At 71.0% G+C, this 12,918-nt stretch carries 9 protein-coding genes and 4 pseudogenes; 6 read left to right on the forward strand and 7 right to left on the reverse strand.

Going from position 1 to position 12,918, the window contains the following annotated elements; all coding sequences use genetic code 11:
- Positions 1-196 precede the first annotated feature (196 nt).
- Positions 197-850, forward strand: a complete 654-nt coding sequence (locus tag ABT288_RS46625; protein WP_351622205.1) for a class I SAM-dependent methyltransferase — start codon at positions 197-199, stop codon at positions 848-850.
- Between the two features lie 61 nt (positions 851-911).
- On the opposite strand, the pseudogene ABT288_RS46630 reads toward ABT288_RS46625, so the two are convergent.
- Together ABT288_RS46630 and ABT288_RS46635 are read right to left on the reverse strand one after the other, a co-directional pair.
- A pseudogene (locus ABT288_RS46630) lies at positions 912-1,451 on the reverse strand (IS630 family transposase); the annotation flags it as partial.
- Positions 1,452-1,660: 209 nt separating this feature from the next.
- Entirely contained in the window at positions 1,661-4,498 is a 2,838-nt protein-coding gene (locus ABT288_RS46635; protein WP_351622208.1) for a hypothetical protein, read from the reverse strand.
- Between the two features lie 301 nt (positions 4,499-4,799).
- On the opposite strand from ABT288_RS46635, the gene ABT288_RS46640 reads away from it, so the two are divergent.
- The 4 genes and pseudogenes from ABT288_RS46640 (at position 4,800) to ABT288_RS46655 (ending at position 7,856) form a co-directional block, all read left to right on the forward strand.
- Positions 4,800-5,516: a helix-turn-helix transcriptional regulator gene (locus ABT288_RS46640; RefSeq protein WP_351622211.1), complete on the forward strand. Its 717-nt coding sequence runs from the start codon at positions 4,800-4,802 to the stop codon at positions 5,514-5,516.
- Positions 5,517-5,547: 31 nt separating this feature from the next.
- Positions 5,548-6,063: a DUF3291 domain-containing protein gene (locus tag ABT288_RS46645; RefSeq protein ID WP_351622214.1), complete on the forward strand. Its 516-nt coding sequence runs from the start codon at positions 5,548-5,550 to the stop codon at positions 6,061-6,063.
- Positions 6,064-6,159: 96 nt separating this feature from the next.
- A pseudogene (locus tag ABT288_RS46650) lies at positions 6,160-6,476 on the forward strand (MepB family protein); the annotation flags it as partial.
- Between the two features lie 235 nt (positions 6,477-6,711).
- A pseudogene (locus ABT288_RS46655) lies at positions 6,712-7,856 on the forward strand (globin domain-containing protein).
- A gap of 272 nt (positions 7,857-8,128) precedes the next feature.
- Here ABT288_RS46655 and ABT288_RS46660 read toward each other — a convergent pair.
- A pseudogene (locus tag ABT288_RS46660) lies at positions 8,129-8,359 on the reverse strand (cupin domain-containing protein); the annotation flags it as partial.
- Positions 8,360-9,444, reverse strand: a protein-coding gene (locus ABT288_RS50455) for an IS630 family transposase (protein WP_502973007.1) whose coding sequence is annotated in 2 segments (ribosomal slippage) — positions 8,360-8,995 and positions 8,998-9,444 — 1,083 coding nt in all. Because the reading frame shifts where the segments join, the coding sequence is not laid out codon by codon here.
- A gap of 417 nt (positions 9,445-9,861) precedes the next feature.
- Between ABT288_RS50455 and ABT288_RS46680 the strand changes: the two genes are divergently transcribed.
- The gene (locus ABT288_RS46680; protein ID WP_351622220.1) at positions 9,862-11,196 is read left to right on the forward strand and encodes a PP2C family protein-serine/threonine phosphatase; all 1,335 of its coding nucleotides are present in this window, start codon (positions 9,862-9,864) and stop codon (positions 11,194-11,196) included.
- A 47-nt stretch (positions 11,197-11,243) separates the two neighbouring features.
- Here ABT288_RS46680 and ABT288_RS46685 read toward each other — a convergent pair whose 3' ends face one another.
- From ABT288_RS46685 to ABT288_RS46695, 3 genes are all read right to left on the reverse strand, one after another.
- Positions 11,244-11,651: an STAS domain-containing protein gene (locus tag ABT288_RS46685; protein ID WP_351622223.1), complete on the reverse strand. Its 408-nt coding sequence runs from the start codon at positions 11,649-11,651 to the stop codon at positions 11,244-11,246.
- A 196-nt stretch (positions 11,652-11,847) separates the two neighbouring features.
- Positions 11,848-12,201, reverse strand: coding sequence for a hypothetical protein (locus tag ABT288_RS46690; protein WP_351622225.1), 354 nt, complete (start codon positions 12,199-12,201; stop codon positions 11,848-11,850).
- 12 nt (positions 12,202-12,213) lie between these two features.
- Positions 12,214-12,693: a class I SAM-dependent methyltransferase gene (locus tag ABT288_RS46695; protein WP_351622228.1), complete on the reverse strand. Its 480-nt coding sequence runs from the start codon at positions 12,691-12,693 to the stop codon at positions 12,214-12,216.
- Positions 12,694-12,918: the final 225 nt, after the last annotated feature.

Here is a 12,918-nt window from a genome sequence, read left to right on the forward strand (position 1 = left end):
AGCTACCTCGCCGGCCTCCACCTCCGTGCCTCGATGATCTGGATCAACGACCTCCTGAAGGCAACTACCTGATCACAACATCACACAGGCCCTAGTGCCGTGACGTGACGGCTCGGTTTCGGCAGCGGTGAATGTCGCGCAGGTCAACTCGAGGTCGTGACACGGCCTGTCAGTTCTCTGGTCTAGGGTCGACCGCATGACTGAGCCCTCCTTTCTGAGCGCCGTCCGCGAGTCGTACGACACGGTCGCCGCCGATTACGTCGAACGCGTCCCGCCTCCAGCCGAGATGGACCCGCTGTCACGCGCGATGCTGGCGGGGTTCGCCGAACTGGCGCGGACGGCCGGTCTGGGGCCGGTCGCGGACCTGGGATGCGGCCCCGGCCGCGTGACGGCGCACCTGGCCGGGCTGGGGGTGTCCGTCTTCGGCGTCGATCTGTCGCCGAAGATGGTCGGGCTGGCCCGGCACGCCTATCCGAACCTGCGGTTCACCGAGGGCTCGATGACCGCGCTGGAGACGAGGGACGACGAGCTCGGCGGCATCCTGGCCTGGTACTCCACCCACCACACGCCCCCGCAGTGGCTGCCGGCGGTGTTCGCCGAGTTCCACCGCACGCTCGCGCCCGGCGGCTACCTGCTTTGGGGAGACTATGTCGGCGATGAACGGCTGCAGCCGACCCAGGGCTATGGCCGTCCGGTGTCCTACGAGTCGTATCTCCTGCCCCTGGACCGCATGGTCGACCTGCTGGACCAGGCCGGACTCGTCGTCACCGCGAGACTGGAACAGGAGCCCGGCGGACGCGTGAACAGACCGCGCGCCTGCCTCCTGGCCCGCAAGCCCGGAACGCCCTGACGGGGCTCGTTCCCAGGCTGAGGCCGCTCGGCTGAACCGCCGACGATCATGGGGCGGACGGTCAGGCCGCGGGGGTGGGAAGGCGGCCGCCCCAGCCGACGCCTTTCTCGCCGCGGACACGGGCGCGTTCCCGGCGCGGCGAGGCCAGGACGCCTGGATGGCGTGCGTTCTGGTTGCGCCAGTGCAAGTAGTGATGCAGCGCGCGGGTCTGGACGGTGTGGTTCGGGTGGTTGGAGTTGGTGAGGGTGAACGGTCGCAGCGGCCCGAAGTGCGCCTCGATCGGGTTGGTCCAGGACGCGTTGGTCGGTGTGAAGCAGAGCTCGACCTTGTTCCTGGCCGCCCCGGATGCCCTTGAGTGCGGCGAGGCTGTGGTCGGTGCATCTGCGGCGCCGGTTGACGCCCCAGAGAGTGTCGTCGCCGACGGAGTAGCAGCCGTGGAAGTAGCGCACTCCGTGGGTGCGGTGATAGGTCGCCGGGCAAGCGGTCGGGCTCGCCCTGCTTTGCCCAGCACAGGCCGGCGGGGGCGGATGCGGAGCGGGCCGAACTCGTCGAAGGCGAAGGTGTGCTCGGTGGACTCCTTCCACGTCTTGGTCCGCTGGAACGGCGGATGACAGTGCGGCGCGGGGTGGCCGGAGTCGGCGTGGACGGTTCGCCGTCGGCGCTCTCGCGGACCTGAAGGTTGACGACCTCGGGCTTGATCAGATCGTTGGGGGGACTCCAGGATGTCGCAGAGGGCAACGAGAGTGTTCGGTGGGCGCAAGCCACTGACGGCCAACAGCATTGGCGCTCCCGGGCCGTTGGGGTTGAGCATCAGGATGCGTCGTCCGTGGGGCAGGCGAAGCGGTCATCGGGGCCCCAGTGGGTGACGCGTTGCGCGCCCTTGGCGAGTACACCGCAGGTGAGGTCGGTGAGTGGCCCCCCGTTGGGGGGAATCTCGCGCACGTGGATCTCCTTGTCCGGCGGGTAGTTGTGGTCGCTGTTCAGCGTGATGACGCCGGACTCGCCGACGTACTGGGACACGCCCGGGTCCTGGAGCTGGGTGACCAGGGAACTGGGCGTGAACTCAGGATCGGTGGTGAAGATGGCGTCCATGACGTCGGAGAGGACGTTGACCGCGTCGTAACCGACGGCCGCGTCGTTCTCCGCGGAGAGGTGGAACGCCGCTTGGAAGAGTCCGGCGAACGGTCCCTGGGGGTCCGGCAGGCTGAACTGGTTGTAGAACAGCGTCAGCGCGTCGTACTCCTGGTGCATCCGTTCCGGATGCAGGGTCAGGTCCGGGGCGGGACTCTCGGCCATGACCGCCACCCGGTTCTGGCGGGCGCGGCATCCCGGGTCGCCCTGCATGTAGTGGAACAGGTCCTCCATGACGCCGGAGCGGCCCGCGTACAGGACGAACCCGTTGGTCCGGTGAACGAGCGCGCAGACCGTCTGGGCGACGTCAGAGGTTCGCCGGTCGTCCACCTCGCCGTACGGCACCCGGTACACCGGCCCGGCCGCGTGGTAGTCCGTGTCGAAGCGGTTGGCCAGGTCGTTGCTGAAGTACTTGTCGCTCGGGTCGTAGACGACCACGGCGGCCGGCGCGGTGTGGCCCGCGGTGGGTTTGGCCAGGGCCCCCAGCCGGGGCGAGTGCTGGGCGAAGGCGGCCATGACCGAGGCGATGCGCGCATCGGGCGGGGAGAGCTGGAAGTAGGACACGGGCGATTCGCCCTCTACCATCCGTTGGCCCGTGACGCCGGTGCCGAGCACGGCGAGGCCCTTGGTACCGAGTTCGATCGCGGCCTGCTGGGACTCCGGACGGCTCTGGGTCAGGCCCATGACGGCCGCGATGTGGTCCGTGCCCGCCCTGTCGAGGATCATCTGTGCGACGTCCACGTTGGTGTGGTTGGTGGTGTTGAGACCGCCGCTCGAGCCGTAGCTGAAGTACTCGCCCGCGTTGGCCACGAGCAGCCGGACGGGCACCTGGGACTTCAGATGCCGGTCGTTGACCTCCTTCTGGGCCAGCAGGGCACCGCGCAGCATCTGGAAGCCGGTGGGTACGGTGCGCTTCGACTCCGAACCCACACTGAGCGGTGCGAAGAAGACGAGCGAGCGGTAGGGGCGGTTCGTGTCGACCAGCGCGTTCTGCTGACCGAGGGTCCGCTCCAGCTTCCGCAGCTCCGGCGCGTACAGGCCATGAGCCAGGTCGCAGCCGTCGTTACCGTCGGTGAGACCCACGACCTGCCCGGTCGCCACCTGCCGGCAGGAGGCGGCGGAGCGTCCGCCGGGCAGGAGGGACTGCACCACGCGGTAGCCGGAGAAGCCACCGGCGAGCACCAAGGTGGCCGCGAGGGCGGCGGCCACAGGCCGCCACCAGTCCCAGGCGCCGGCGCGGCGAGACCTGACGATACGGTGCCCGGCGAGCCACTCCGCCGCGGTGCCGTCGTCCGGGGTCCGGGGCAGCGGCAGCACATGCACGGCCTCGGTGTTCCGGCCGGCCATCGCCGCAGAGAACAGCGCGGCCACCGCCCGGCCCGCTCGGTAGGCGCGGGAACCGTTCTGGGCCGGTACGGCCTGGGGTGGGGGAGGCGTGGCGTACGACGGGATGTCATCCGTGGCAGCGCCCAGAACCAGCAGAGGGCTGGGACCGGCGTCGCCGGCTGTGGCGGCATAGGTGTCCAGAAGCTTGCGGCAGGCGGACCCCTCGCCGCCCACGGTCGGCAGCAGCAGGACGAATGACCATCCCCGCCGTGGGCGCCGCCGGCTCCACGCCGGGGGCCGTGCCGCCTTGGCCAGGTCGTGGATCAGCGCGATGAGCAGAACCTGGCGGACCACCGCTTCGTCGCGGGCCGCCATGGCGGCCGACTCCGGGGGCTGGGTCTGTGCCGTGTCATGGGCCCTTGAGTACTGGTGCGCCGCGCGCAGGGCCAGCGCCGCATCGAGGAAACTGCGGCCGGGCTGGTTCAGCCGGGAACCCAGCCAGGGTTGCTGCCGGTCGACGCGTATGCCGTACCACAGGCGCCAGAGCCATCCGACCGGTACAGCGGTGACCCACCGCACGGCTGTCGCCCACGCTCCACCGACGGCCTCACCGAGCTGCGCGGCTCCAGGGGCCGGCTGGAACCTGCGGGCTTCCCTGTCGACGAGCATGTCCCGCAGAGCTTTCCGGCCGGCGTCGGCGTCGTCCCCCGGTGCCAGCGGGGCACGCAGCACCGCCAGGAGTGTGCCGAACTCGCGGAGCCGTAACGCCCCGGCCCGGTCCGGCATGGAGGCGCGCAGCTGACGGGCCACTTCGTCCAGGAGCAGCACATGTGGCCCGCCCGCCTCCTCCTCCCGCGGGCCGCCCCTGGCGAGAAGTCCGTCGTCGACGACCGCGTGCGGTGCCAGGCCCGCGAGGTGCTGCACCGGCTCATGTCCCGTGGACAGCAGCCGCTGGCGGTACGCCAGGACCAGAGCGGTGAGTGCGGGGTCCGGTTCGGCGGCGCCTGCCACCGGGTCGCCCTCCGGCTCGCGTGCGAGGAGCACGGCCGGTAGCCGGCGCCCGCGGGAGCGTGCCCGCCATGGCAGGCCGGCCCGTCGGTCGGCGACGTAACGGTCGAGCACGCGGACGACCGCGTCGAACCCGTTGGGCAGGACGAGCTGTTGCGCGTCCTCTGGGGGTGGGTGCAGCACGCAGAACCTCCGTGGGTCATATGTCGGCGGACCGTTCGGCGAGCCTAGGGACGCGGCCGGGGAGGCGGGTGATTTATTGTTATTCGATCGCTTCTGAAACAAAGTGAGTGCGTTCTGCCTGCGGATGGCGCGGATGGCGCTTCCCGCGCTGGCAGCAGTCGTGCAGGGCTCCGGTTGCCCCTGCCGGATCGCATCACCGCTGTCCCGGTTCGCCAGGGCGGGGCCGGTGGGTCGAGTACGGCCAGGCGGGGCTGCGTCCCGCCCTTCTATCTCGTACCTGCGTTGTTCCTAGAATGGCGGGGTGGAGGACATCGACGCGATCGCGGCGTTGCAGGATCCGGTCCGGCGCCGTCTGTACGAGTACGTGGTGGCACAGGGCCGTGAGGTCGGCCGCAACGAAGCCGCCGAGGCGGTCGGGGTGGCGCGCACGCTCGCCGCGCACCACCTGGACAGGCTGACCGGGGCCGGCCTGCTGGAGAGCGGCAGCCGTCGGCTGACGGGCCGCTCGGGGCCGGGAGCGGGACGTCCCGCCAAGGTGTACACGCGGGCGCGGGCCGAACGGGCGGTGTCATTGCCCGCCCGCGACTACCGCACCGCCGCCGAACTGCTCGCCGAGGCCGCCGAGCAGGCCGGGCTCGACGCCGGGCTCTACGCGGCCGCGCGCCGCCGGGGCGAGGCCCTGCGCGGCTCGGCGGCGCCCTGCGGCGGCCTCGAAGAGGCCATGGCGATGCTGGCGGCTCGCGGCTATGAACCGTACGCATCGCATCTGAAAGGCACCGCGGACGCCCAGGGCACGGAAGGCGCGGAGGAGGCGCCCGGAGAAGTCGCGCCGGTCGTGCGTATGCGCAACTGTCCCTTCCATGCCGTTGCTGAACGCTTCCCGCCGCTCGTATGCGGCATGAATCTCGCGCTGTTGGAGGGGTTGCTCGGCACGGACGGTCCCGTCCGCGCCCGCATGGACCCCCGGCCGGGGGAGTGCTGTGTGGTGGTCGAGGCTTCTAAAAACAATATGGATTGACTTAGAAAAGTGCCCGTGCTGGGATGTGGCCATGACTGCATCCGTGCATGCCGCCCACCTCGCCCAGCTCAACGTCGCCACGCTCCTCCACCCGCTCGACGACCCACGCATGGCGCCGTTCGTCGAGATGCTCGACCCGGTCAACACCGCCGCCGACGGCGCGCCCGGCTTCGTGTGGCGGCTCGTGGAGGAAGGCGCCGCCGACGCCACCGCCCTGCGCCCGGCGGGCGAGGACGTCATCGTCAACCTGACGGTGTGGGAGACCCAGGAGGCGCTGTGGGACTTCACCTACCGCAGCGGGCACCTGGAGGTGTTGCGGCGGCGCCGCGAGTGGTTCGAACGGCATGTCGAGGCACACCTGGTGCTCTGGTGGGTCCCCGCCGGTCACCTCCCGGGCGTCGACGAGGCCTTGGAACGGCTCGCGGACCTGCGGGCCAATGGGCCGTCCCCCCGCGCGTTCACCTTCGCCTCCTCCTACACCTCCGCCGAGGCCGCCCAGCACCTTCAGACCGTGCCGCAGGGGCAGCCCCAGGGCTCTGTCCGATGAGTCGGCCATCGTGGGATCTGCATCTGTCCAACAGCCCCGGGCTTTGTCCGGGGATGGACCTCGGATGCGAGGCGGCGGTTGCGCGACTGGCGGCATGAGGGGCCGATCCGGCCCTTCGACGTCTGCGACGGGGTGGACCTCTTCGTCATCGGCAGCCGCGACGACGACGGCTTCGGACAGTTGGTGTTCTCGCGCGAGGTGTTGTGCGAGCGCGGCATCGTCTCCCGCAGCGGCTCCGGCGGAAAGCGCGGATTCCGCGTCTGTCCGCCGTGGGTGACCACGGCCAACCGGCAGGCCCGCAGCCCCGGGGACGGCAGGTGAACTACTTCTTCGACCTCGTTCCTGCGGTCGTGGCGCTTGGCTGCCGGGACCGCCTGGAGCTGGCCGGACGCTCATGCTCCCGGAGGCGGTGATCGGGGCGCGCCCGGCGCGGTTTCCGCCGAAGGGGCACCGGTTTCCCCGCCTGTGACGGGCATCATGTCTCGCCGGGGGGCGGGACCGACGGGCCCAGTCCTCCAGGGCGGTTCGGCCCTGTTCCGGGTGACGGCTGCACCGGATGATCTATGTGCCGGTCGGACCCGTACGACGGATCCCGGCTGTGGCGGTGAACGCCGTCCCCCCACCTAGCCACATCTCAGGGGGAGTCCCATGCTTTCGCCCGAGTCGGCCGCTGTCGTACGCGCCACCCTGCCCGCCGTCGGCGGCGCCCTGGACGAGATCACCACCCGCTTCTACGGCACCATGTTCACCGAGCAACCCGAGCTGCTGGACGGCCTGTTCAACCGCGGCAACCAGGCCAGCGGCGCACAGCGCCGGGCGCTGGCCGGATCGAGCGCGGGCTTCGCCCAGGCCCTGCTGGCCGACCCCGACGCCCGGCCGGACGCGCTCCTCGCCGGATCGCGCACAAGCACACCGCGCTGGGCGTCACGGAGGACCAGTACACGATCGTCCACGAGTACCTCTTCCGTGCCATCGCCGACGTACTCGGTGAGGCGGTCACCCCGGACGTCGCCGCGGCCTGGGACGAGGTCTACTGGCTGATGGCAGGTGCCCTCATAGCCCAGGAGGCCCGCCTCCGCGAGGAAACCCCCGACGTGGCCTCCTTCCTGCTGCGCCCGGCCGATGACGGCCCCCTGCCCAAGGCGTGCGCCGGCCAGTACGTCAGTGTCCGGGCGCTCATGCCCGACGGCATCCACCAGACCCGCCAGTACAGCCTGTCCGACGCTCCCGGCGACCGCCTGCGGCGCATCACCGTCAAGCGGGTGGCGAGCGTCGCCGACGCCCCCGAGGGCGAGGTCTCCAGCCAACTGCACCGCACCGTGCGGGCCGGCGACGAGCTGACCCTGTCGGCCCCGTTCGGAGACGTGGTCCTCGACGACGCCGACACCCCGCTCGTACCGGTCTCCGCCGGCATCGGCTGCACCCCCATGGCCGGCATGCTCGAACACCTCGCCGCCACGGGCTCGACCCGGCCGGTGTGGGGCCTCCACGCCGACCGCACCCAGGCCGACCACGCCCTGCGCGCCGACACCGGGCGCCTGGTCGAGCAACTGCCCGTCGCGGGGGCGGAGTTCTGGTACGAGGAAGAGGCCGCCGAGGAACCCGGCGCCCACACCGGCCTGATGGACCTCGACGGGCTGGACCTGCCCACGGACGCCGACGTGTACCTGTGCGGCTCGCTCCCCTCCATGCGGGCCGTCCGCACCCAGCTGCTCCGGGCCGGCGTCCCCGCGCGCAGCATCCGCTACGAGGTCTTCGGCCCTGACCTGTGGCTCGCCCACGCGGAGGGCTGAGAGTCTTCGCCGGCGCCGGGACGGAGTGGCGAGTGCGGCTGGGCCACGTCGAGGTCGACCCGACGGGCCCGGTGCTGATCCACGAGGGGGTGCTGAGGCGCGTAGAGGGGCCGTCCTGGAGGCGGTCGTCATCGCGGCGGCGGCTCGTCGGCGGCCCGACGGCGGCCCTCCGCTGACCGTCGTCGGGCTCAGCGCCGTCGTGGTCGTGTTGCTCGCCGTGAGCGTGCTTCGTCCCCCGCACCGGCTGCGGAACGCGACGGGCGGCCGGCGGATCAGGGGATCGTGGCGACGGTCAGCAGTACGGCCGCGTCCTCGAGGGCCTCCGGGCTGTGGCGGGCGGGTGGCACGAGGAGCAGATCCCCGGCCATGCCCTCCCACGCGTCGTCCCCACTGCGCAGCCGTACTCGGCCACGCAGCACCAGCACCGTTGCCTCGCCGGGGTTCTCGTGCTCGGTCAGAGCGGTGCCGGAGCGCAGTGCGACGAGGGTCTGGCGCAAGGCGTGTTACTGACGTTGTTGCTGTGATGTCGTCAATGTGAGTCCGGTTTCGGCGAGACATCCGTCGATGAGGTTGCTGCGGTACTGGATCTGGCGGAGACCATGCCGGAGCGTGTTGATGAGGTGGTCGGGGTCGGTGAAGGCGGTGTTGACCTGGCTGCTGCGTCGCAGCAGTGACCAGATGCCCTCGACGGGGTTGAGGTCTGGTGCGTAGGCCGGGAGGAAGTAGCAGGTGATCCAGTCGTGGGTGTCGATGAACTCCCGTAGCCGGCGGTCCTTGTGGACGTTGAGGTTGTCCCACACGAGCACTATGGGTGCACCGAGCTGCTGGTGCGCGGCGATGAGCAGGTCGCGGTAGTCGGTCCAGGTGAAACTGCGTCTGCCGCCTCGTTTGTGATCGACGTGCCGCTTGGGCCGATAGATCAGTCGTGAGCGTTCACCTTGCTTGTAGCAGGCCAGAGCGGCGACGGAGAAGCGGCGCTGGGAGCGTCCCCGCACCCGGATGACGGGTGTGCGTCCGCGCCGGGCCCAGGTCCGTGCGGTGGGCGGCGTCATCGAGAAGCCGGCCTCGTCTTCGAAGCACAGCCAGGCGTCGAGCGCCGCCACGGACCTTCCGCCTGCGGCCAGGTTTCCTTCACCCAGCCCGCCACGGCCTGCTCGTCGCGCTCGATGGCCCGGCGGGCCGGGACCTGGTGGCTGAAGCCGTGCCGGTGCAGCATTTGCGCGATCGCCGACAGCGTCATGCTCTTGTGGAACCGGCGCCCGATCAGCGTCTTGATCCGTGCCAGCGTCCACGTCTGGTCCAGCCAGCCGTGCGCGACTGGCCCCTTGGCGAGCTCTTGCTCGAGCACGGTGAACAGGGCCTCACTCAGCTTGGGCCGTGACACGGGCCCGGCAGACCGCAGCCCCTCGGTGCCGGCGTCGTGCCAGGCTTGGCGCCAGCGCTGCACCGAGCGCACACTCACCCGTAAGTCCTTGGCGACCTCGGCGTTGGAGGCACCTGTAGCGAATCGCTCCGCGGCCTCCAGCCGGATCCGCTCGCGAAACGCCTGCCGTTCAGGCGTCAGCCCACCACCCTGCGGATATCTCACACAACCGGCATACCGCGACGATCACACATCGTCAGCCCTCGACGACATCACGCCGCAAAGGTCAGTAGTGGCCGCCGTAGACGGTTTCGGCGCTGCGTCCGGCGGAGGACGCGGCGGCCCGTTCCTGGTGTTCGCGGACGCGGGCGTCGAGGGAGATCTTCTGCATGGTGATAGGTCCTTTCCGTGTCACAAGGGGCCGCTGATGCGGCGCCGGCGGCGTCCGCTGGTGCCGTCTTCGGGGCTGCGCTGGGCGTGTCAGGCCGGTTGAGCAGACCGAAGGAGCACCGTACCGGCCGGCACGCTGACCGCCGTGCCTCCCGCCGTGTCGCGGAGGCCTGCCCATGGTCGGGTGAGCGCGTAGGGTGACAGGCAAGCGCGGTGATGACGGCGTCGGCAGGCGCCGGGAGGAATCTCACCATGGTGCACGATCCGTCCAACAGCAGCCCGCGGTCCTGGGCCTTTCCGGTCGGCGAGGCGTGGCAGGCGGCCCGGGACGGAGTGACCGCGCATGCGTCGCCGCTCGTTCTCGACCCACAACGGCTGCGGCGGCTGCTCGGCGCGGTCGTGGCGCTGAGCGGCGACATGGACACCCGCACCGTGCTGCACCGCATCGTGGAAGCGGCCACCCATCTCGTCGGCGCTCGCTACGGGGCCCTGGGCGTGCTCTCGGAGAGCGGCAAGGTGACCGACCTGATCACCGTGGGTGTCGACGACCCGCACCTGTGCGCTGCCATGGGCCTGCCGCAGGGCCATGGCCTTCTGCACACCATGGTGGACGACCGGCGGCCGTTGCGGGTGGCGGACGTGACCGCACACCCTCGTTCCGCGGGTTTTCCGGCCGGGCATCCGGTCATGCGGACCCTCCTGGGCGTTCCGCTGATGGTCCGCGAGACCGTCTACGGCGACCTCTACCTCGCCGACAAGATGGACGGCACGCCCTTCGACGACGATGACGAGCACCTGCTGACCGCACTGGCCAGCGCCGCGGGCATCAGCATCGAGAACGCCCGCCTGTACGAGCACCTCAAACGCGCCGCCGAGCACTTCCAGCGCCGTATGCTGCCCGTCCTTCCTGACCTGTCGCCGCTCGAGGCCGCAGCCCGGTACGAGCCCGCATCCGAGCTGCCCAGACTGGGCGGGGACTGGTACGACGCCATGGTCCTGCCCGACGGCGCCACCTGTGTGGTGGTGGGCGACGTGACCGGCCACGACGTCGAGGCCGCCCCGCTGATGAGCCAGATCCGCAACATGCTGCGGGCGCTCGCCTTCGACCGGTGCGGGCCGCCAGGCCTGGTCGTGTCGCGCCTGGACCGTGCCCTGACCATGTTCGAGGAGCCGCCGACGGCCACCCTGGTGTTCGGCCGCGTCGAACGGACCCGTGAGGGATACACCTTCGGCTGGAGCAATGCCGGGCACCCGCCTCCGCTGCTGATCGGACCGGACGGCAGCACCTGCTACCTGGCGCCCGCCCGGCACGGGATCCCGGTGGGCATCGATGCGTCCGTCCCACGGTTCAACCACACGCACCCGCTCCCGCCGGGCGCGACCCTGCTGCTGTTCACCGACGGGCTGGTCGAGCGCCGCGATCAGGACATCGACACGGGGCTGGAGGACCTGGCCGAGCACGCCGCCCACCTGGCCAGGGCCCCGCTGGAGGAGCTGTGCGACGCCCTGATCACCCGGAGCCGGCAGGTGTTCGACGACGACGTCGCCGCCCTCGCCCTGCGCACCCCGGACGGTCCAGCCCACTGAGACGGCCGCCCCCTCCGACCACGCTCGCCGACTCGGAGAGCCGTTCCTCAACTGGTCGACGGGTGCGGCCAGTGCGCGAGGCTGCCGAGCGAGGGAGCGGATCGCGTCGCCTCCTCCGACGAGTGGAAGATCTCGTAGCTCTCGCGCATTCCGCTGAGGTCGAAGATCCGGAGTATCCGGCTCGGGACGGCCGCGATGCGCAGCGAGCCTTCGTGTTCACGGATGCGTTTGGTGACCGCCACGATCACACCCAGCCCCATCGAATCCATGAAGGGGACGAAGCCCAGGTCGAGGACGAAGTGGCGGTGTCCGTCATCGAGGAGTTTGATCACCGCTTCACGGATCATGGGGGAGGTGTGGGCGTCCATGTCGCCGTCGACCTCGACAACGGTCCAGCTGTTCACCACGTCGTAGCTGGCCATCATGCTCTCGTGCCGGACGATGTTCGTTCGCATGGCAAACCCTCTCCACGTCTGAGGACGGCGTCAGCCTCACCGCCAGCATCCCGCGTCTTCGTCACCGGTTCTTGCTGAGCCGTTCGGCCGGACAACGAGGTCGAGGCGGTCCTGGACGACCTGGATGACGACCGGCAGGGCCGCGGCAGCGGGACAGGTCGGTGATCACGGTGGCGGACATGCGGGTCCCATCTCCTCAGGACATCGACGGGGTGCGGGTGGCGATGAGGCTGATCGCGCCCAGATGGGCCTGGTGGCGGCGGCCGACGCGGCGCATCTCCAGCACCCGGTGCCGGACCACCGGGTCGCGCAGGGTCCGGCCGGCGATGCCCACGGCCTGCGCGAACCCTTCGTCGACGATGAGGCGGCGCGGTTCCAGCAGCGCCATCGGCGTCCTCAGGCGGGCGGTGACGGTGAAGCCCTCGGCGGCGAGCAGGGCGACCCAGCCGCGCAGGGTCAGGGGGCGGGCGCCGACGTGGACGGCCTCGCCCAGATCCCTTGTGATCTCCTCGGCGTGTTCGGCGTCGAGGTCCTCGGGCAGCAGGCACATCTCGTGGATGCCCTACCGGCCGCCGGTGTCGGCGAGCAGCCGGTGTGCCTCTCGCATGATGCGGCGCTTGGCGGGCTCGGGCTGCATGGTCAGCATGGCCTCCCCGTACACCACGGCGGTGCTGCCGGACGGCAGACCGGTGTCGGCGGCGTCAGCCCGCACTGCGGCCACCTCGGTGGGCCCGGCGGCGGTGAGGGTGCCCAGCCGCGCCACCGCTGCGGGGTCGCGGTCCACGGCGGTGCAGGCGGCCGGGACGCGTTCGAGGGCCAGCCGGGCCGTGGCACCGAGCCCCGCGGCGAGCTCCACCACCCGGTCGCCGCTGCCGATGTCCAGGGCGTCCAGCATCCAGCGGGTCAGTTCCAGGCCGCCGGGGCGGAGCACCCGCTTGCCCAGGCGGGCCAGCAGCCAGTGGCCGGGCATGCGTGCGGCGTCCAGTCCGCCGCCGGGTACGAGGGTGCTCTCGTGGAGGGCCCGAGGGTCCGTCGATGCCATGTTCGTGCCTCGCTCTCCCACGCAACCGACCTGTGCTTAGGTGAACCTAACTCGGAGTGCCGTCCGCGCGCGGGGGCCGAAGGTCCCGACCGAAGGCCCCTGTGGGCAGGGCTAGCGGGTACCGCCGGGTGTTCCGGCGGCGCTCGGACGGTGGTCGTCCTCGGCGGCCCACCTCGCCGCGAGTTCTGCCGCACGGCGGGCGGCGGCGGTCACCGCGTCGGGACC

The organism is Streptomyces sp. NPDC001093 (assembly GCF_040298985.1).
Taxonomy (GTDB): domain Bacteria; phylum Actinomycetota; class Actinomycetes; order Streptomycetales; family Streptomycetaceae; genus Streptomyces.